15 protein-coding genes and 1 tRNA gene are annotated in these 19,475 nt (G+C 66.0%); 8 read left to right on the top strand and 8 right to left on the bottom strand.

Annotation, left to right across the window (positions count from 1 at the left end; all coding sequences use genetic code 11):
- Window positions 1-252: 252 nt before the first annotated feature.
- Window positions 253-945: a nitroreductase gene (locus IBX22_RS30715; RefSeq protein ID WP_194819528.1), complete on the top strand. Its 693-nt coding sequence runs from the start codon at window positions 253-255 to the stop codon at window positions 943-945.
- Here the strand turns inward: IBX22_RS30715 and IBX22_RS30710 are convergent.
- From IBX22_RS30710 to aceE, 7 genes are all read right to left on the bottom strand, one after another.
- Window positions 942-1,400, bottom strand: coding sequence for a helix-turn-helix domain-containing protein (locus IBX22_RS30710; protein WP_194819245.1), 459 nt, complete (start codon window positions 1,398-1,400; stop codon window positions 942-944). The two genes, IBX22_RS30715 and IBX22_RS30710, sit on opposite strands and share 4 nt — an antisense overlap.
- Window positions 1,401-1,489: 89 nt before the next feature.
- Window positions 1,490-2,923: an acyl-CoA carboxylase subunit beta gene (locus IBX22_RS30705; RefSeq protein WP_194819244.1), complete on the bottom strand. Its 1,434-nt coding sequence runs from the start codon at window positions 2,921-2,923 to the stop codon at window positions 1,490-1,492.
- Between the two features lie 125 nt (window positions 2,924-3,048).
- Window positions 3,049-4,299 carry a KasA/KasB family beta-ketoacyl-ACP synthase gene (locus tag IBX22_RS30700; RefSeq protein ID WP_194819243.1) on the bottom strand — a complete coding sequence of 417 codons (1,251 nt, stop codon included), beginning with the start codon at window positions 4,297-4,299 and terminating at the stop codon, window positions 3,049-3,051.
- A 10-nt stretch (window positions 4,300-4,309) separates the two neighbouring features.
- On the bottom strand, window positions 4,310-4,609 hold the full coding sequence (acpM, locus tag IBX22_RS30695; RefSeq protein ID WP_194819242.1) for a meromycolate extension acyl carrier protein AcpM: 300 nt from the start codon (window positions 4,607-4,609) through the stop codon (window positions 4,310-4,312).
- Window positions 4,610-4,724: 115 nt separating this feature from the next.
- Window positions 4,725-5,639, bottom strand: coding sequence for an ACP S-malonyltransferase (locus IBX22_RS30690; RefSeq protein ID WP_194819241.1), 915 nt, complete (start codon window positions 5,637-5,639; stop codon window positions 4,725-4,727).
- A 128-nt stretch (window positions 5,640-5,767) separates the two neighbouring features.
- The gene (locus IBX22_RS30685) at window positions 5,768-7,069 is read right to left on the bottom strand and encodes a PucR family transcriptional regulator (RefSeq protein ID WP_375540303.1); all 1,302 of its coding nucleotides are present in this window, start codon (window positions 7,067-7,069) and stop codon (window positions 5,768-5,770) included.
- 44 nt (window positions 7,070-7,113) lie between these two features.
- Window positions 7,114-9,912: a pyruvate dehydrogenase (acetyl-transferring), homodimeric type gene (aceE, locus tag IBX22_RS30680; protein ID WP_309234874.1), complete on the bottom strand. Its 2,799-nt coding sequence runs from the start codon at window positions 9,910-9,912 to the stop codon at window positions 7,114-7,116.
- 361 nt (window positions 9,913-10,273) lie between these two features.
- Between aceE and IBX22_RS30675 the strand changes: the two genes are divergently transcribed.
- From IBX22_RS30675 to IBX22_RS30650, 6 genes are all read left to right on the top strand, one after another.
- Complete coding sequence (locus tag IBX22_RS30675; protein WP_194819239.1) at window positions 10,274-10,834, top strand: hypothetical protein; 561 nt, start codon at window positions 10,274-10,276, stop codon at window positions 10,832-10,834.
- Window positions 10,835-10,963: 129 nt separating this feature from the next.
- Window positions 10,964-11,386, top strand: a complete 423-nt coding sequence (locus IBX22_RS30670; RefSeq protein WP_194819238.1) for a DUF3052 domain-containing protein — start codon at window positions 10,964-10,966, stop codon at window positions 11,384-11,386.
- 89 nt (window positions 11,387-11,475) lie between these two features.
- Window positions 11,476-11,952 (top strand): peroxiredoxin, encoded by a 477-nt coding sequence (locus tag IBX22_RS30665; RefSeq protein ID WP_194819237.1) that lies wholly within the window; start codon window positions 11,476-11,478, stop codon window positions 11,950-11,952.
- 30 nt (window positions 11,953-11,982) lie between these two features.
- A tRNA-Val gene (locus IBX22_RS30660) sits at window positions 11,983-12,054 on the top strand.
- Between the two features lie 91 nt (window positions 12,055-12,145).
- Window positions 12,146-14,071 carry a DUF2075 domain-containing protein gene (locus IBX22_RS30655; protein ID WP_194819236.1) on the top strand — a complete coding sequence of 642 codons (1,926 nt, stop codon included), beginning with the start codon at window positions 12,146-12,148 and terminating at the stop codon, window positions 14,069-14,071.
- 119 nt (window positions 14,072-14,190) lie between these two features.
- Window positions 14,191-16,203: a hypothetical protein gene (locus IBX22_RS30650; RefSeq protein WP_194819235.1), complete on the top strand. Its 2,013-nt coding sequence runs from the start codon at window positions 14,191-14,193 to the stop codon at window positions 16,201-16,203.
- 32 nt (window positions 16,204-16,235) lie between these two features.
- Here the strand turns inward: IBX22_RS30650 and IBX22_RS30645 are convergent, their stop codons facing one another.
- Complete coding sequence (locus IBX22_RS30645; protein WP_194819234.1) at window positions 16,236-17,129, bottom strand: hypothetical protein; 894 nt, start codon at window positions 17,127-17,129, stop codon at window positions 16,236-16,238.
- 867 nt (window positions 17,130-17,996) lie between these two features.
- Here IBX22_RS30645 and gndA point away from each other — a divergent pair.
- Entirely contained in the window at window positions 17,997-19,439 is a 1,443-nt protein-coding gene (gene gndA / locus IBX22_RS30640) for an NADP-dependent phosphogluconate dehydrogenase (RefSeq protein ID WP_194819233.1), read from the top strand.
- Window positions 19,440-19,475 lie beyond the last annotated feature (36 nt).

Here is a 19,475-nt window from a genome sequence, read left to right as displayed (position 1 = left end):
GATATTTGAAAGCCGGGCAGTTTAGACCGTGCTCAAACATCTGTCGATGGAATTACATCGATGCAACTCTTTGCATTAGACGGACGATTTCGCACACCTCCAGCTAATGTCTTTCCCCCGAACTGCATCGCTCCGAAAAACGCAGCCGGACAGACGAACTGGGGGTTCCGGAACGAGACCGGGACTGCTACGGTCAGTCTCGAAATGGAACCAGATCCCGGCCTGGCCGGGAAGACGCAGAGGGGTGGGCCCATGGCCGGCCACGACCAGACCGGCGACTTCGCCACCTTGGCCCGGATTCTCGACGATCGCTGGACCTGCCGGCAGTTCCGGCCCGAACCGGTCCCCCGCGCCACCATCGAACAGCTGCTGCGGCTGGCCCAGCGCTCCCCGTCCTGGTGCAACACCCAGCCCTGGCAGGTCGTGGTGACCGAGGGCGCCGGCACCGACCGATTCCGCAAGGAACTGCTCGAACACATCCAGACCGCCGGCGCGGAACCGGATTTCCCGTTCCCGGCGCAGTACACGGGCGCGTACCGGGACCGCCGGAAAGCGTGCGGGCTACAGCTGTACGAGAGCGTCGGCGTCGTCAAGGGCGATCAGGCCGGGACGATGCGGCAGATGGTGCGCAACTTCGAACTCTTCGACGCACCACACGTCGCGATCGTCACGACCGAGGACGACCTCGGCGTCTACGGGGCGGTGGACTGCGGGCTCTACATCGGAAACTTCCTGCTCGGCGCGCAAGCCCTGGGGCTCGGGGCCACGCCGCAGGCCGCGCTGGCGACCTACGCGCCGTTCCTGCGCAGCCACTTCGAGATTCCGGCGCATCGCAAGGTCGTCGCGGGAATCTCGTTCGGCTACCCCGACGGCGAGCATCCGGTCAACGGTTTCCGCACCGCTCGCGCGGAACTGGACGAGGTCGTCACCTGGCGGAACGACTAGAGATCGCGCGCTCCGAGTCCGGGCCCCGGCTCCGGGGTCACCTCGCGGGCAGTGATTTCCTTTGCGCAGCAGTCACATTCGAGTCTGATGTGGGCTTCGCCGGTGCATTCGCGGTGCCGGTAGTGCACCGGCGGGCCCTCGGGCGCCATATAGGTATCGCCCCAATCCCGGATGGCCATCAAGATCGGGTAGATGTCGTGGCCCTTCGGAGTGAGCCGATACTCCTCGTAGGCGCCGACCGCGGCCTTCTGCTTCACCAGGATGCCGTGCTCGAGCAGCCGATCCAGGCGGTCCTGCAGCCGCCCGCGCGAGATGCCGAGCGCACTCTGGAAAGCGTTGAAGCGCCGGATACCGGCGAAGGCGTATTTCAGGATCAGCAGCGTCCACCGGTCGCCGAAGATCACCAGCGGCCGTGTGATCGAGCACGGCTCCTCGGCAAGTTCTTCGTAGCGCACGCAGACGATGCTACTCAGCCCGGCGGAGGCGTGGCGTCGCAAAAAGATGGGCCCCTGAGATTCCCAGGGGCCCATCAATTCTTGTGCCGCTACAGCGGAATGTTCTTGTGGTGACTCTTGCGCGCGGGCGCGGCGGCCAGCGCGGCGGCGATGACACTGCGGGTCTTGGCCGGGTCGATGACCTCGTCCACCACCCCGATCGCGACAGCACGGTCGACGCCACCGGCGATCTGCTCGTGCTCGGCGGTCAGGCGCTCGTGCAACGCTTCCCGCTCGTCCTCGGGCGCGGCGGCCAGGGCCCTCTTGTGCAGGATGCCGACCGCGGCCTTGGCGCCCATCACGGCGACCTCGGATCCGGGCCAGGCGTACACCGCGGTCGCGCCCAGCGAGCGGGCGTTCATCGCGATGTAGGCGCCGCCGTAGATCTTGCGGGTCACCAGGGTGACGCGCGGGACACGGGCCTCGGCGAAGGCGTGCAGCAGCTTGGCGCCGCGGCGCACCACACCCTCCCACTCCTGACCGACACCCGGCAGGTAGCCGGGGACGTCGGTGACGACGACGAGCGGGATCCCGAAGGCATCGCACAAGCGCACGAAACGTGCTGCCTTCTCGGCACTTTCGGAGTTCAGGCAGCCGCCGAGCCGGATCGGGTTGTTGGCCAGGACACCGACGGTGCGGCCGCCGAGACGACCCAGACCGGTGACCATGCTGCGTGCGTAACCGCCCTGCAGTTCCTCGAAAGAACTCTCGCCGTCGACGTTGTCGAGCAGCTCGTGAATGATCGGCTTCACGTCGTAGGCGCGCTTGGCCGACTCCGGCATCATCGCCTTGAGATCGATATCGCCGTGTGCGGCCGCGGTCAGATCGAATTCGCCCTGTTCGGCGAACATCGAGACCAGGCGGCGGGCGCGGTGCATGGCATCGGACTCGTCGCCGGCGACGATGTGGGTGACGCCGGACTTCTTGCCGTGCGTCTCCGGGCCGCCGAGGGTGACCATGTCGACGTTCTCACCGGTCACCGAGCGCACCACGTCGGGTCCGGTCACGAAGATCCGGCCTTCGGGCGCCATGATGACGATGTCGGTCAGCGCGGGACCGTAGGCGGCGCCACCGGCGGCGAAGCCGACGACGACGGAAATCTGGGGTACCAGGCCGGACGCGCGGACCATGGCCTCGAAGACCAGGCCGACCGCGTGCAGGGCCTCGACGCCCTCGGCCAGGCGGGCGCCACCGGAATGCCAGATGCCGACCACGGGGCTCGCGGAATCGATGGCGGTGTCGATGGCGTCGACGATGTGCTTGCAGCCCTCCACGCCCATCGCGCCACCCATGACGGTCGCGTCCGAGCAGTAGGCCACGGTGCGGACACCGTCGACCTCACCGATCGCGGCGAGCACGCCGGACTTGTCGCGCGGGTGCAGCGGAAGAACAGTGCCGGGATCGAAGAAACGCTGGAGCCGGCCCATCGGATCGCGCGGGTCGGTGGCGGTATCTGGTTGAAACGCGGGTGCCATGATCGTCATCGCGTTTTCTCCTAAGTGATGAATGCGCCGCGGCCGCGGCTGCTCATGTCGATCCCCGGCGGGGTCGAGCCTCTAGCTGTGCTCGACCCCATCCGGGGATCGTTGTATGCAGTCCTGCGACAGCGCTATGCGCGACCGAAGGCGAGCGCGACATTGTGCCCACCGAAACCGAAGGAGTTGTTGATCGCGTACTCGATTTCCTGGCGACGGGCTTCCCCGTGCACCACATCGAGATCGATCTCCGGATCCTGGTTTTCCAGGTTCAGGGTCGGCGGAACGATGCCGTCCCGAATCGCGAGCACGGTGAGCACGGACTCGAGGGCGCCGACAGCGCCGATCGAGTGGCCCAGTGCGGACTTCGGCGCGTAGACCGAGGCGTGATTGCCCACGGCCTTGTTGATCGCGTTCGCTTCGGCGGTATCGCCGATCGGCGTCGCGGTCGCATGCGCGTTGACGTGAGCGATGTCCTTCTTGGTCAGACCAGCGGTCTGCATCGCCCGAGTCATTGCGCGTGCTGCTCCGTCGCCCGACGGATCGGGAGCGACCAGATGGAAACCATCGGAGGTGATGCCCGCGCCGAGCAGGCGCGCGTGGATGGTGGCGCCACGAGCCTTGGCGCTCTCCTCGGTCTCGACGACCATGAGCGCGCCGGCCTCACCGAAGACGAACCCGTCGCGATCCCGATCGAACGGACGCGAGGCGCCCTTCGGGTCGTCGTTGCGAGTGCTCATGGCACGCATCATGGAGAACGCCGCGATCGGAATCGAGTCGATGTAGCCCTCGACGCCGCCGGTGACGACCATGTCCGCGTCGCCCATGACGATCATGCGCCATGCGTTGGCGATGGCCTCGGAGCCGGACGAGCATGCCGAGACCGGAGTGACCACTCCTGCCCGGGCCTTCAGTTCGAGACCGACCACGGCCGAGGGGCCGTTCGGCATGACCATCTGAACAGCCAGCGGCGAAATCTTGCGGTAGCCACCGGTCTTCAGCTTGTCGACCGAATCGATGAGGGCATCGCCGCCACCGAGTCCGGTACCGATTGCCACACCCAGCCGCTCCGGATCGACCTCCGGGGAGCCCGCGTTGCGCCAGACCTCACGGCCCAGCACCAGCGCGAGACGTTCGACATACGCCATGCGACGGATCTCGACCCGTTCGAGCAGGGTGTCCGGGTTGACCTTCAGGTGACCGCCGATGCGGACCGGAAGGCCGTATTCCTCGACGAAGGAATCCTCGAGAACGTCGATTCCGCTCTCGCCGTTGAGGAGTCCCTTCCACGTCGCATCGACGTCGCCCGCGATCGACGTGGTCGCCGCCATGCTGGTGACGACAACGTTGGGGAAATTCCCGTTCAAGGTGGAAGGAGTGGTCACTGTTTCGGCCCTACTCGGCGTCGAACTTGGCCTTGAGCTCCGCGGCGGCTTCGCTGTTCTCCGCCTCGAGCTTCTGGATGTAGTTGACGGCGTCGCCAACGGTCTTCAGGCTGGCCAGATCCTCGTCCGGGATCTTCACGCCGTACTTGTCTTCGGTCTGGACGGCGATCTCCACCATGGACAGCGAATCGATGTCCAGGTCATCGACGAAGGACTTCTCGACGGTCACCTCGGAGGGTTCGATACCCGTAACCTCTTCGATGATCTTGCCGAGTTCCTCGACGATTTGTTCCTGGGTCAGAGCGGCCACTTGGTGGCTCCCTTCTTGTTTTCTCTTGCAGGGTCTTGGAGTGTTTCGTATCGAGTGCGGCGGTAGTTAGCACCGACTCGGTCACAACTGTGTGTAAACACAGTCGCGGGAAAAGCTAACCGGAGGTGGTGAACCCGGCCAACGCGGGGAGGTCTTGCGGGGTCTTCAGGGCCAGCGTGGGCGTGCCCTTCAGTTCCCGCTTCGCGATGCCGACCAGCGTGCCCGCCGGCGGCAGTTCCCACACCGCGGAAACGCCTGCGGTGCGGACAGTGTTGGTGCACAGGTCCCACCGGACGGGCCGGGTGACCTGCGCGGCGAGCTTGTCGATCGCGTCCTGACCGGAGCTGACCGGCTTGCCGTCGAAGTTCGACAGCAGAACCCGAGTCGGCTTCCTGGGCACGATTTTCGAGATCGCTTCGGCCACCGCGTCCTGGGCCGGAGCCATGAACGCGGTGTGGAAAGCACCCGCGACGGGCAGGGCGCGCACGCGCGCCTTTTCCGGCGGGTTGGCGGCCAGTTCGGCCAGGGCCTCGAGCTTGCCCGCGGCCACGATCTGACCGGCCGCGTTGCGGTTGGCCGGAACCAGATCGAGTTCGGCGAGCCGCCCGAGCACGGTGGCCTCGTCGCCACCGAGCACCGCCGACATGCCGGTCGGCTCGAGTGCGCACGCCTTGGCCATTTCCGCACCACGGAGCGCGGCCAAGGCTACAGCGTCATCGGCGGAGATGACTCCGGCGACCGCCGCGGCGGCGAGCTCGCCGACCGAATGTCCGGCGACGATGGTATCGGCCGGAATCACTTCCGGGTCGATGCGGGAGAACGCCAGCAGTGCGGCGGCAACCACCAATGGCTGAGTGACGGCAGTGTCGGTGATCTCCTCGGCCGTCGCGGTGGTGCCGAGACGGACCAGATCCAGGCCGGAAGCCATGGACCAGAGGGCGAGGCGATCATTCGCGCCAGGAAGGTCGAGCCAAGGCGCGAGCATGCCGGGTGTCTGGGACCCCTGTCCAGGGGCGAACAAAGCGATCACGTCTCTAAGAGAACACTGTGTGGCGCGTCTCGAGAGATGTCGACGCGAATGAAGGTTTGGAAAGGCTTTTGTAGGGGTCCCACAAAAGCCCTAGTGGGTTGTCCGGATCGAGCCATTCGCCGATTCTGTTACAGGCCCTCGTGACCGGCGGAGACATGGGAGGCCTCTGAGGCGGAAGTTGACGGTTCGTTACGAGTTCGTGTCAAACGACCCACTGTTGCCGCGATCCGGAGCACATAGGCATCACGCGGATTCATCGGATCGCGACCCGTAACCTCACCGATCCGCTTGAGGCGGTATCGCACCGTATTTGGATGGACGTACAGCTGACGGGCACACGTCTCGACAGCGCCACCGCAATCCAGATAGGCATCGAGGGTGTCCGCGAGCGACGATCCTGCTGCGGCCAACGGGAGCACAAGATACTCGTTCAACGCGTCCACCGCAGCCCTATCGCCCAACAAAGCGCGTTCGGGCAACAATTCCGCCGCGTGCACCGGGCGCGGCGCCCCACGCCAGCCGACGACGGCCTCCATTCCGGCCAGCGCTTCGACGGCCGAGGCGTGCGCGGCGCCGAGCGTGCGCATTGTCGGGCCGATGACGACGGGACCGTCGGAGAACACCTCGGCAAGCAGATCGGCGAGGAACGGAGTGGCATAACCGTTCTCGCCGAGATGACCGCTCACCACCATCACCAGCCGCGCACCCTGCACCACCGCCAGCGCGGAGCGACCGTGCCGGGCGGCGATGGTGTGCACCGAACCGACCATGCCGACGCCCTGGTCCCCCGGCGGGGTACCGACCAGCACCGTGGCCAGCGCGGTGGCATCCCAGTTCAACGTCGCGGCCCGCGACAGCATGTCGGGACCGGTGTCGCCGCGCACCACGGCGTCGACGACGAGCGCCTCCAGCCGGGTATCCCAGGCGCCGCGCGACTCCGCGGCGCTGGCATACACCGAGGCGGCCGCGAATCCGAGCTCACGCCCGTATCGCAGCACCGCCTCGGTCAACGCCACCAGCTGGCGGTCGTTACGCGCCAGCGCGGGCAGCCACTGCTCGAAGAACTCCATGGCCACCCGGACCATGTCCACCGTCTGGCGCAGCGTCAGCCGCCGCGCCAGATCCTGCGGAATCACCTGGAACGCATCCAGACTGAAGCGGATGTCGCTCTCCGGGTCCTGCAACCACTCCAGGAAGTTCACCACCGCGGTCTGCACCAGCATCTGGACGCCGGCCCGCTGGGCGGCGTCCAGATCGGCGAAGAACGGCAACCGATCCTGCATCGACCCGACCGCCTCGGTGGAGAGGCGCCCGGAGAACTGCTTCACGCGTTTTAGCAGCGTGTCCGGGAGCGGGTCGCGGTTTTGCCGGTTCGGGGAAAGCGCGCCCGTAGGCAGATACACCTCGTGCTCGGAAGAGCCCTCGGAGATCCGTCTCGGCCGCGGCGGTTTACGGTCCACGTTGCAATAGTCCGCTACGCGAGATCTTCTGCGGAATCCACGGCCGGTTTCGGCGCGGCGTCCACGTCGTGGATGCGGTACTTCTGCGCGGCTTCGACCACCTTGGCCGGGTCCAGCTTGCCAGTGCGGGCCAAACCGTCCAGCGCGGCGACAACGATCGACTGGGCGTCGACGTTGTACACCCGCCGGGCGGCGGGCCTGGTGTCGGAGAAACCGAAACCGTCGGTGCCGAGCACGGTGAAATCGCCCGGAACCCACTTGCGGACCTGGTCCGGCACCGCGCGCATCCAGTCGGTCGCGGCGATGTACGGGCCCTGCACGCGCGCGAGCGCCTCGGTCACATATGGCTGTTCGATATCGGCGCTCGGGTCCCGGAACTGGGCGATCTCCTTGGCCAGAGCTTCCTTTCGCAGCTCACCCCACGAGGTCACCGACCAGACATCGGCCTGCACGCCCCAGTCCGCGGCCAGGATCTCCTGCGCGCGCAGGCCGTCGGGCACCGTGACGCCCGAGACCATGATCTGGGCGCGCACGTCGCCCTCGCCACCACGCTTGTAGAGGTAGAGGCCCTTGAGCAGACCGTCGATATCGAGGCCCTCCGGCTCGGCCGGCTGCTGGTACGGCTCGTTGTAGAGGGTGATGTAGTAGAAGACGTCCTCGCCACCGAAGGTGTCGGTCTCGGGACGCTCCCGCAATTCGGTGCCCGGCACCGCGTACGGCAGAGCCGCGGGCTTGCCGCCGCCGTACATCCGGCGCAGGCCGTCGCGCACGATGTGGGCCAGCTCGAAGGAGAAGGCCGGATCGTAGGTGACGACAGCCGGATTGGTGGACGCCAGCAGCAGCGAGTGGCCGTCGTTGTGCTGCAGGCCCTCACCGGTCAGCGTGGTTCGCCCGGCGGTAGCTCCGAGCACGAAACCGCGCGCCAGCTGATCGGTGGCGGCCCACAGGCCGTCGCCGGTGCGCTGGAACCCGAACATCGAATAGAAGATGTAGAGCGGGATCATCGGCTCGCCGTGCGTGGCATAGGAAGTGCCCGCCGCGGTGAACGACGCGGTCGAACCGGCCTCGTTGATGCCCTCGTGCAGGATCTGCCCGACGGTGCTCTCTTTGTAGGCAAGCATCAATTCCGCGTCCACGGACGTATACAACTGCCCGTTGCGGTTGTAGATCTTCAACGAAGGGAACCACGAGTCCATACCGAAGGTCCGGGCCTCGTCGGGGATGATCGGCACAATGCGCTTGCCGATCTCCTTGTCCCGCAACAGCTCCTTCATCAAGCGCACCAGTGCCATCGTGGTGGCCACCTGCTGCTTGCCCGAGCCCTTGCGCACCGACTTGTAGGCCTCGTCGCCGGGGAGTTGCAGAGGCTTTGCCGCAGTGCGCCGTTCGGGCAGGTAGCCGCCCAGGGTCTTCCGCCGGTCCAGCATGTACTGGATCTCGCGGGCCTCCATACCGGGGTGGTAGTACGGGGGCAGGTACGGATCCTTCTCCAGCTCGGCGTCGGAGATCGGGATGCGCTGCAGATCGCGGAAGTCCTTGAGGTCCTGCAGCGTCAGCTTCTTCATCTGGTGCGTGGCGTTGCGGCCCTCGAAGTGCTTACCGAGGGTGTAGCCCTTGATGGTCTTGGCCAGGATCACCGTCGGCTGGCCCTTGTGCGCCATCGCCGCCGCGTAGGCCGCGTACACCTTGCGGTAGTCGTGGCCGCCGCGCTTGAGGTTCCAGATGCCCTCGTCGCTCAGGTCCTGGACCAGAGCCTTGGTGCGCGGGTCACGTCCGAAGAAGTGGTCGCGGACGTAGGCGCCGTCGTTGGCCTTGTAGGTCTGGAAATCGCCGTCGGGCGTGGTGTTCATCAGATTCACCAGCGCGCCGTCGCGGTCCGCGCCGAGCAGCGCGTCCCACTCCCGGCCCCAGATCACCTTGATGACATTCCAGCCGGCGCCGCGGAAGAACGACTCCAGCTCCTGAATGATCTTGCCGTTACCGCGAACCGGGCCGTCCAGGCGCTGCAGGTTGCAGTTGATGACGAAGGTCAGGTTGTCCAGGCCCTCGTTGGCAGCGACCTGGATCAGGCCACGCGACTCCGGCTCGTCCATCTCGCCGTCGCCGAGGAAGGCCCACACATGCTGATCGGTGGTGTCCTTGATGCCGCGATCGTTGAGGTAGTGGTTGAACCGCGCCTGGTAGATGGCGTTCATCGGGCCCAGGCCCATGGACACCGTCGGGAACTCCCAGAAGTTGTTCAGCAGCCGCGGATGCGGGTACGACGGCAAGCCGTGGCCCGGGCCGCCGTGGCTGTATTCCTGGCGGAAGCCGTCCATCTTGTCGGTGGACAGGCGGCCTTCCAGGAAGGCACGGGCATAGATGCCGGGCGAGGCGTGGCCCTGGATGAAGATGGAATCGCCACCCCCGGAATGGTCCTTGCCGCGGAAGAAGTGGTTGAAGCCCACCTCGTACAGCGCCGCCGAGGAAGCGTAGGTCGAGATGTGGCCGCCCACACCGATGCCCGGGCGCTGTGCCCGGTGCACCATGATCGCCGCGTTCCAGCGAATCCAGGCGCGGAAGCGCCGCTCCACCTCTTCGTCGCCGGGGAACCACGGCTCGTTCTCGGTGGGGATGGTGTTGACATAGTCGGTGGACGTCAGCGACGGGATAGCGACACGACGTTCGCCGGCCCGTTCCAACATGCGAAGCATCAGGTAGCGCGCACGCCCCGGACCTTCCCGGTCGAGCATCTCATCGAACGACTCGAGCCATTCGCTGGTTTCCTCCGGGTCGATGTCCGGTAGGTAGGACGCCACCCCTTCGCGGATCACCCGAACCCGGGCCGCCGCCTGATGCGACGCCTTGGGCGCGCTGTCAGCGGAGGCGGGGTCGGTATTAGGTGCAGCGGGTTGCGCTGCAGCGGAAGAGTGGATCAGGTCGGTCAAATCTGCTCCTCGTACAGGGGGTGGACAAGCTGTTGGCGTCTGTATCCCCGGGCGGGCCGCTGAGGTTGTGCGAACCACCCGTCTACGTAAGGTCCGGGCGCACCCTCCATCCTTGCTGAAGGCGCGTCCCAGGTCATCATGTCAGCAGGAAATCCAGTACGGTTTCCTCCGCAGCGGGTTACCCGGTAGTTTTCCGGCGCGCGCTTTTGCTGATCGACCGCCCAGACACCCAAGAGCGGGGAGAGTGATGAAGCTGCTGGATCCACGCCGATTCGGGCTCGTGTGCGCGGCCGTCGCCGTCACCGCGGGTTTGACCGTCGCGGGCTGCGCAAATCGGGTTGACGGAGTAGCCAATCCGAACGCCGCCGATCTGGCCGCGTACAAGTCCGACGCTGTCGCCTCGTCGGCCGCCGCGACGTCCTCCCGGAAGGCCGCCGCGCAGGCGCAGGCCATCAGTGAGAACTGCGCACAGTTCCCCACCACCACCGGGGTCGGTGTCAAGGCCTACAACGATTTCGTCGACGCGCACGATTCGAACGCCGCCGACTACGCGGCCAAGCGCGACGGCGCCGCGCAGACCCTCGACGATGCTGCCAACAAAGTGGAAGCCGGGATGAACAGTGTCGCCGGCGGCGCGCTGCCCGACGATCTTGCCAGTAAATTTTCCGCATACATTTCCGCGGCTCGTTTGCTCGCCGAAGAGACCCGGAAAATGACCTATACCGCACCCGTCGGCGGGCTCAACGAGGCAAGCAAGCAGGTCAACGACGCGCGCACCGCGGTGAAGGACGCTTGCCCGAAACGCTGAAAACCGACCGGAAACCCGAGATCCACCCGCGACATTCGGTGGCAATTCCACCGATCGGCTTGCGCTCGGGGCGATAACCATGTTCGCTTGCAACTATCTATTGTCTCGGGAGTTGAGGAGGACACCACCGTGGTCGCCGCGGCGGACGCGCAGAACTACGCTCAGAAGCTTGGCATTACACACGGCATGGTTGTCCAGGAACTGGGATGGGACGAGGACACCGACGACGACCTGCGGGCCGACGTCGAGGAAGCCATCGGCAGTGAAATGGTCGACGACGACACCGATGAGGTGGTCGATACCGTTTTGCTCTGGTGGCGCGAAGGAGACGGCGATCTGGCAGACGAGCTGATGGAAGTCATCAGCCCGCTTGCCGACGACGGCGTCATCTGGGTCCTCACCCCCAAGACCGGTAAACCTGGCCATGTCGATCCGAGCGAGATCGCCGAAGCCGCGCCCACGGCGGGCCTGACGCAGACGTCTGCGATCAGCCTGGGTTCGTGGACCGGAAGCCGCTTGGTACAGCCGAAGGCCCCTATCAAGCAGCGCTGAGTACAGGCAACGCTGACCCATTCGCTATGGTTTTCGCCGGGCGATGCTTTTGTCGCCCGGCGAAACCCGACACGATGGAGGACTCGCGGATGCCCCTGGATGGACCCTTGGGAATCGGTGCGCTCGCACCGGATTTCACGCTGAAGGATCAAAACAACCAGGACGTCACGCTTTCGTCTTTCCGCGGTGAGAAGAACGTGCTCATCGTGTTCTATCCGCTCGCCTTCACCGGCATCTGCCAGGGTGAGCTGTGCAAGGTGCGCGACGAGCTGCCCAAGTTCCAGAACGAGGACCACGAAATCCTCGCCATCTCCGTCGGCCCGCCGCCCACTCACAAGATCTGGGCCTCCGAACAGGGCTACGTCTTCCCCCTGCTCTCCGATTTCTGGCCGCACGGCGCCGTCGCCCAGGCGTACGGCGTCTTCAACGAGAAATCCGGCTACCCGAACCGCGGCACCTTCGTCGTCGACAAGACCGGTCACATCCGATTCTCCGAAATGAACGGCCCCGGAGAGCCCCGTGACCAGGCGGCTTGGGAGAAAGCGCTCGCCGCGCTAGATTCATAACCCGCACCGTCGGTTCACACCGGCGGTCCCGCACGTATAGCTCAGCGGTAGAGCACTGGTTTTACACACCAGCGGTCGGGGGTTCGATCCCCTCTGCGTGCACTCTCGAATCCTGTTCACCCGCCCTGCGGCAAATTTCCAGCCTCCACGGATATGATTCTCCCGCAACAGTTTTCGTACATCGGGGGTGGCTATGACGGACCAGGCCTATCGAACGACCGCACGGACCTTGCTGGACGTAGCAGCGGACCCGGAGCTCGAGCTGTCTGCGATTATCTCCGCACACCTGGGGCTGATCGCCGAACGGACCGCGGCGCGCAAGGCCAAGAAGTCGTCTCAGCAGCGGGCGTGGGAGAACAGCCTGCCGGTGCTCGCGCAGGACCTGGTCGAAGCGGGCTTGCCCGAAGTCGACATGCTGATCGAGTACCCCATGCCGGTCTCGGGCGGCAGAAAGGCGGATGTGGTGCTCGCCGGTGCCCATCCAGAAACCGGCGCCGACAACTACGTTGTCGTCGAGCTGAAGCAGTGGAGTGAGGCCGTCCTCGAATTCAACAGCGACCAGATCGTGTGGCTCGAGTCGATGGCCGGGACGCATTTGCATCCGATCGATCAGGTCCGCGGGTACTGTCAATACCTATCGCAGTACCTACAGGTCCTTCACAATCGCCCCGAGGCACTGCACGGAGTGGCCTACCTACACAACGCCGACCGAACGTCGGTGACGCAGCTGCTGCGCAGACCTGGCAACGATCAGGGCCGGCTGTTCACCGGCGACCGTCGGAACGACTTCCGCCAGTATCTGCGCCGGCAATTCGCACCGGTGTCGCACCCCGAGGCCGCCGATCGCCTCCTCAGCAGCGATCTGCGCCCGAGAATGTCCTTTCTGGACTTCGCCACCCAAGAGTTGCGCACACCCACCGGGACGACGCTGCTGGACAACCAGGCACTCGCCTACGAAACAGTGATGCAGGCGGTCCGGGAATCACGTCAGGGGAACAACAAGAGCGTCGTCATAGTCACCGGTGGGCCGGGTAGCGGAAAGAGCATGATCGCGCTGAAACTGCTCGCCGCCCTCGCTAGGGAACCCAACCAGAGGGTGCTCCATGCAACGGGGTCCAGCGCCATCACCGAGACGATGCGGAAGGTTCCGGGGAAGGGCTCGCTGAAACGACGCAAGCTCTTCTCCTACTACAGAAATCTGGCGAAAGCTGAGCAGAATTCGCTGGATGTGCTCATCTGCGACGAAGCGCATCGAATCCGAAAGACCTCGGAGCACCGGTTCACCCCCAAGGAAGTCCGAGCGTCCAAGCGCCCGCAGATTGACGAGTTGATGGCGGCGGCCCGCGTCCCGGTCTTCCTCCTGGACGCTCATCAGGTCGTCCGCCCTGAAGAGGTCGGCACGTTCGAGCTGATCAACGAGCACGCCAGACGATCCGGCTTCCCCGTGCACCGCATCGAGCTCGATGGACAGTTCCGTTGCGGCGGCAGTGCCGTGTACGAGGAGTGGGTTCTGAACCTTCTCCACCTACGCCCACTCGGGCCGACCAAATGGAACGGCGACGAGAACTTCGAGGTGCGCGTCGCGGAATCGCCGCAGGCGATGGAGGATTTCCTGCGCGCGGAGATCGATGCTGGGCATACCGCACGAATCGCGGCCGGCTACTGCTGGCCATGGACCAAGAAGCCGAATCCGGACGGCACACTGGTCCACGATGTTGTCATCGGCGACTGGACGAAGCCGTGGAATATGCACGGGCGCAACGAGAGCGAGGACATACCCAAGTCCGACTACTGGGCAACGGCCCCGGGCGGATTCGAGCAGGTTGGATGTATCTACACCGCTCAGGGATTCGAATACGACTGGGCCGGTGTGATTCTGGGACCGGACATTGTGGTCGACAACCAGCGCCTCGTTGTGTGCCGCGCGGCAAACAAGGACGACAAGGTCCAGGGCCCGAAAAGGAGCCCAGTCCCCGATGAAGACTTCGAAAAGCTTGTGCGGAACACCTACAAGGTGCTGCTGACGAGAGGGATGCGGGGAGTGGTCATCTACGCGGTGGATCCAGCCAAGCAGCAGTTCCTCGCCGAACTGATCGATGAGCGGGCTATGGCGGGATAGGTGTAAACCGCGCAGCACGTCTCGCGCCATATCTGGAGCGCCAGTACGCCGTGAAAGCGGCGTCGCGGCTGGGCCGCGGCGATACATTGGAAGCTGGCCCGCCAGGGATGGAGGCTCGGATGCAGCGCTCGATCGGCAAGAAGCTTGTGGCGGTTTGGGTTGCGGTGGTGCTGCTCGCTGCGCTGGGGTGCGGATCGGACAGCTCGGACGGCGGCGATAAGGCCTTCCGGTTTCAGGTTGCCGAAGGCGAGAACCTCAACTACATGCTGCGCGAGGGTGATACCGCGGCGCATCTGCTGTTGCGGTCTGGGGTGAATCCGCGGATTGTGGTGGCGTTTCCGGCTGGGAACAGTGGGGTCGGGGCGTGGTTCGAGCCATTGGGGGCGGCGGCGGAGTGGGAGTTGGAGGCAGAGCCGGAGGCCAAGGGGGACAAGGATTCTCGGGGGCGGGCGCGGACCGGGATCGAGTTCACCGCGTCGATCGGGACGCCGAAGCTGACGGTGCGGCAAGGTGTGCTGTCGAATGTGCGGGTGCTGCGAGATTACAACCAGAAAGGGGTTGCACCGGCGGAAGTGCTTGTCGCGCCGGTTGTTTCGGGGGATGCGATTACGTGGGAGCGAGATCGGGTGGACGGCGGGCCGGGGTATCGGCTCCGGATCGAGGTTATGGACGGGGCGGTGGCGGGTGGCGTGATCTCCGCGCCCGCGGACGGGCGGATTCGGCTGCGGGTGACGGCTTCCACCGGTGATACTCCGTTGACTCCGTTGGCCGGGGATGAGCTGTTGAACGGGAGCGAGGCGCGGCTCGAGGGTGCGAAGAACACGCTGACGTTTCTCAGTTATCGGGAGAAGTTCGTGGGTGGGTCTTGGCAGTACCTCACCTATTTCGGGCGGGATACGTTGATCTCGACGATGTTGCTGATGCCGGTGCTGGCGCCGGAGGCGACCGAGGCGGGTATTCGGGCGGTGCTGGCACGATTGGGGCCCGAGGGGGCGGTGGCGCATGAGGAATCGCTGTCGGAGTTCGCGTTGCTGACTCGGCAGAAGGAGGGCAAGCCGGCCAGTGCCGAGCCGATTCTCGACTACAACATGGTCGATGAGAGTTACTTGCTCGCGCCGGTAACCGCCGCCTATCTGCTCGACAACGCCGAGGGCGCGAAGCGCGGGACCGATTATCTGCGGGGCGAGAATGGATCGGCGCTGGTCCGGAATCTGCGGCTCGTGGTATCCAGCGCGGCGGCGTTCGCCGGGGAGCCGCGGTATCAGAACCTGATCGCGCTGCAGGCGGGGCGGGATTCCGGGCAGTGGCGGGACAGCGATATCGGGATCGGGAACGGTCGCTATCCGTATGACGTCAACGCCATCCTGGTGCCCGCCGCGCTGGAGGCGACCGCACGGCTGCTGGACGGCGGGCTGCTCACGCCGTACCTGACCGAGAGTGATCGGCTCGAACTGTCGTTCGCCGCCGCCCATGCGAAGGTCTGGCGGGCCGAGGCACCCCGGTTGTTCACCGTGACGCTAGATCAGCAGCAGGCGCAGGAGGCGATGAGCAGGTATGCCACGCAGATCGGGGTCCCAGCCGTGCCCCTCGGCGCCGATCCCCTCGTCTTCCCGGCAGTTTCACTCGCCGCGGACGGCAAACCGATCCCGATCCTGCACTCCGACGACGTCTTCGAGCTGCTGTTCGGCCGCCCCGACCCCGCCGACTTGGACCAGCAAGTCGCCACCCTGATCCGCCCATTCCCGCTCGGTCTGATGACTGGAGCCGGAATGGTCGTCGCCAACCCGGTTTTCGCCGATCCCGAGCTGCAAGCGCAATTCACCACCCACGACTACCACGGCACCGTGGTCTGGTCCTGGGTCCAGGCGGCCTTCGCCAGCGGCCTCGAACGCCAACTCCGCCGCCCCGACCTCCCCCAGCACACCCGCGACATCCTGACATCCGCACAACGCACCCTGTGGACCGCCATCAACACCGCCAAATCCATGCAGAACTCCGAACTCTGGACCTGGCGCGCCGACAACAACACCTTCCACGTCGTCCCCTTCGGCGCCCGCACCGCCGACGTCACCGAATCCAACGCCGCCCAACTCTGGAGCAGCGTGTACCTTGCCATCCACCCACCTCGCTGATTCCACGGGAGTCATATCGGGGCCTTTAAAGATCAGATGGCCCCGATATGACTCCCGTGGATTGCGTGGCGGATGGGCTCGGTGAAGTGGTGGGGGTGGTGGTACACGTCGGGGGCGGTGGCGTATTGGATGGTCCAGCCGGTGGTGGTGAGCCAGTTGTGGCGGGGGTTGTCGCGCAGGGCGGCCGCAGGGCCGGAATGCCAGGTAGCGCTGTCATATTCGAGGCCGAGACGCCAATCGGGCCAGCCGAGGTCGAGACGGCGGAGACCGGTGGGGGTCCAGACTTCGTATTGGGGTTCGGGGTGCGGCAGGCCGGCGTCGAGGCAACGGAGTCGCATGCGGGACTCCATGGGCGATTCGGCGCGGTCGTCGGACAGTCCGATCAGCTCCGCTGCCTGCCGGTAGCCGCGGCGGCCTCGATGGCGGGGCAGCTCGAGGTCCAGCATCGGGCGCGAAAGCCCGCCGCGTAGCGCGGCGTCGAGTGTGGCGATGGCGTCGAGGCGAGACAGCTTGCGCGCCAAGTCCACTGCGGTGCGCGCCGGGGTTGTCGCGAGCGTTCTGTAGACGACCGTCAGATCTGACGAGTCGATCCGATCCCGGTGCACAATCAGCTGCCCTGGACGTGATCGTTGGACACCCAGCACGTGGGTGACGTCCACATCCAGGACCGAAAACCCGTGCAGCTCTGCGGCGGTGCCGTAGCCCGCCGCCAGCAGCGGCAGCCGCATCGACAGTCGAGCTGCCTCGACCCGTAGCCCCGCCGTCGGTGGCGTCAATTCCTGGCGATAGACGGCGTGGAAGACCTGGACCCAGGAACCCCGATGCACCCGGGCGCGCAATTCATCCGGGGTGTATTCGCACAGCGCCTGAGCGTAGGTGAACACACCGGATTGGTTGTCCTGCAACTGTTTCAACTGCGGCCTCATTTGCACATGGTCGGATACCGCAGCACCGGCAAGATCGGCCCGACCAGCGAAAACACAAACGCTGTGGATAACCGGCAAACTGTGCACAACCCCGCCCCGGCACCCCTGCCCACCGCCACCCTGTCGGTGGCCACCTGTACTGCAACCACCCAGCTCCATCGACGGGAGTCATATCGGGGCATTTCAAGATCACATAACCCCGATATGACTCCCGTCGATGACCGCTCGAAGCTGGTGGCCCACCCCGCAGTCAGCGAGCGGCCCCGCCGGCGGCCAGTACGTGCCGACCACCACCGGGTGGACTGGGCGCGCTACCGGGTCCGGGGTCGGGAGCCAGCGCCCGATGTGACGAGTCGGCGCGCCACCTTGTCGGCCCAGACCGCGGCCTGAGTGCCGACCACCACCCGATGGACTGGGCGCGCTACCAGGCCCGGACTCCGGAGCCCGCGCCCGATGTGACGAGTCGGCGCGCCACCTTGTCGGCCCAGACCGCGGCCTGAGTGCCGACCACCACCCGATGGACCGTGCGCGCTACCAGGCCCGGACTCCGGAGCCCGCGCCCGATGTGACGAGTCGGCGCGCCACCTTGTCGGCCCAGACCGCGGCCTGAGTGCCGACCACCACCCGGTGTGCCGTGCGCGCTACCAGGTTCGGAGTCCGGAGCTCGTGACGAGTCCGCGCGGGCGAGATTGTCGGCGCAGCCCGCGGCGCGTAGGTCCCGACTGCCTCCCGGTGTGCCCTGCGCGCTGCCGGGTTGGGGTGCGGAGCTCGCGCCCGATGTCCTGAGCGCGGGCGCGACGGGGTAGAAAAGGGGTCGGGCGCGGTTCGCGCGGCCACGCTACGACATCTGAAGGAGAGAGGCTCTTCATGGCGACCTCTGAAGCGCGCGCACAGATCGGTGTGACCGGCCTGGCGGTCATGGGCAGCAATATCGCCCGGAACTTCGCCCGCAACGGGTACACCGTCGCGCTGCACAACCGCAGTGTCGGCAAGACCGACGCGCTGCTGGACGCGCACGGCGGCGACGGTGATTTCGTGCGCACCGAGACCATCGAGGAGTTCGTGGGCGCGCTGGAGAAGCCGCGCCGCGTGCTGATCATGGTGAAGGCGGGCGACGCCACCGACGCCGTGATCGAGGAGCTGGCGGCGGCGATGGAGCCGGGCGACATCATCATCGATGGTGGCAACGCGCTCTACACCGACACCATCCGGCGCGAGAAGGCCATGTCCGAGCGCGGCCTGAACTTCGTCGGCGCCGGTATCTCCGGTGGTGAGGAGGGCGCGCTGAACGGGCCGGCGATCATGCCGGGTGGCCCGAAGGAGTCCTACGAGTCGCTGGGGCCTTTGCTGGAGTCGGTGGCCGCCAAGGTCGACGGCGTCCCCTGCTGCACCCACATCGGCCCGGACGGCTCCGGTCACTTCGTGAAGATGGTGCACAACGGCATCGAGTACGCCGACATGCAGCTCATCGGCGAGGCCTACCACTTGTTCCGCGACGCCCTCGGTTTCGACGCCAAGCAGATCGCGGATGTGTTCACCGACTGGAATGCCGGTGACCTGGAGTCCTACCTGATCGAGATCACCGCCGAAGTGCTCAACCAGGTCGACGCGAAGACCGGCAAGCCGCTGGTCGATGTGATCGTGGACGCAGCCGAGCAGAAGGGCACCGGCCGCTGGACGGTCAAGTCGGCGCTGGATCTTGGCGTGCCGGTGACCGGTATCGCCGAGGCGGTGTTCGCGCGCGCCCTCTCCGGCTCCCGCGCGCAGCGCAAGGCCGCCGTCGGACTGGCGTCGGGCACGCTCGCCGACAAGCCCACGGACGTCGCGCAGTTCACCGAGGACATCCGCCAGGCGCTCTACGCCTCGAAGATCGTGGCCTACGCGCAGGGCTTCGACCAGATCGCCGCCGGTAGCGCCGAATACGACTGGGATCTGAAGCCGGGCGACCTGGCCACGATCTGGCGCGGCGGCTGCATCATCCGGGCGCGCTTCCTGAACCGCATCAAGGACGCCTACGCGGAGAACCCGGAGCTGCCGAGCCTGATCCTGGCCCCGTACTTCCGCGAGGCGATCGAGACGGCCATCGACAGCTGGCGGCGCGTGGTGTCCGCGGCCACCCTGCTGGGCATTCCGGTGCCGGCATTCGCGTCGTCGCTGTCGTACTACGACGCGCTGCGCGCCGAGCGTCTTCCGGCCGCCCTCACCCAGGGCCAGCGGGACTTCTTCGGTGCGCACACCTATGAGCGCATCGATGCCGAGGGCAAGTACCACACGCTGTGGAGTGGTGACCGCTCCGAAGTTCAGGCCTGAGCCGGTCGGTGGCGGGGCCGCGCGGCCCCGCCACCG

This window comes from Nocardia sp. XZ_19_385 (genome assembly GCF_015355755.1).
In the GTDB taxonomy this organism is placed as follows: Bacteria; Actinomycetota; Actinomycetes; order Mycobacteriales; family Mycobacteriaceae; genus Nocardia.
The sequence above is the reverse complement of the archived record's forward strand: the minus strand, read 5'-3'. Positions and strand labels throughout refer to the sequence as shown.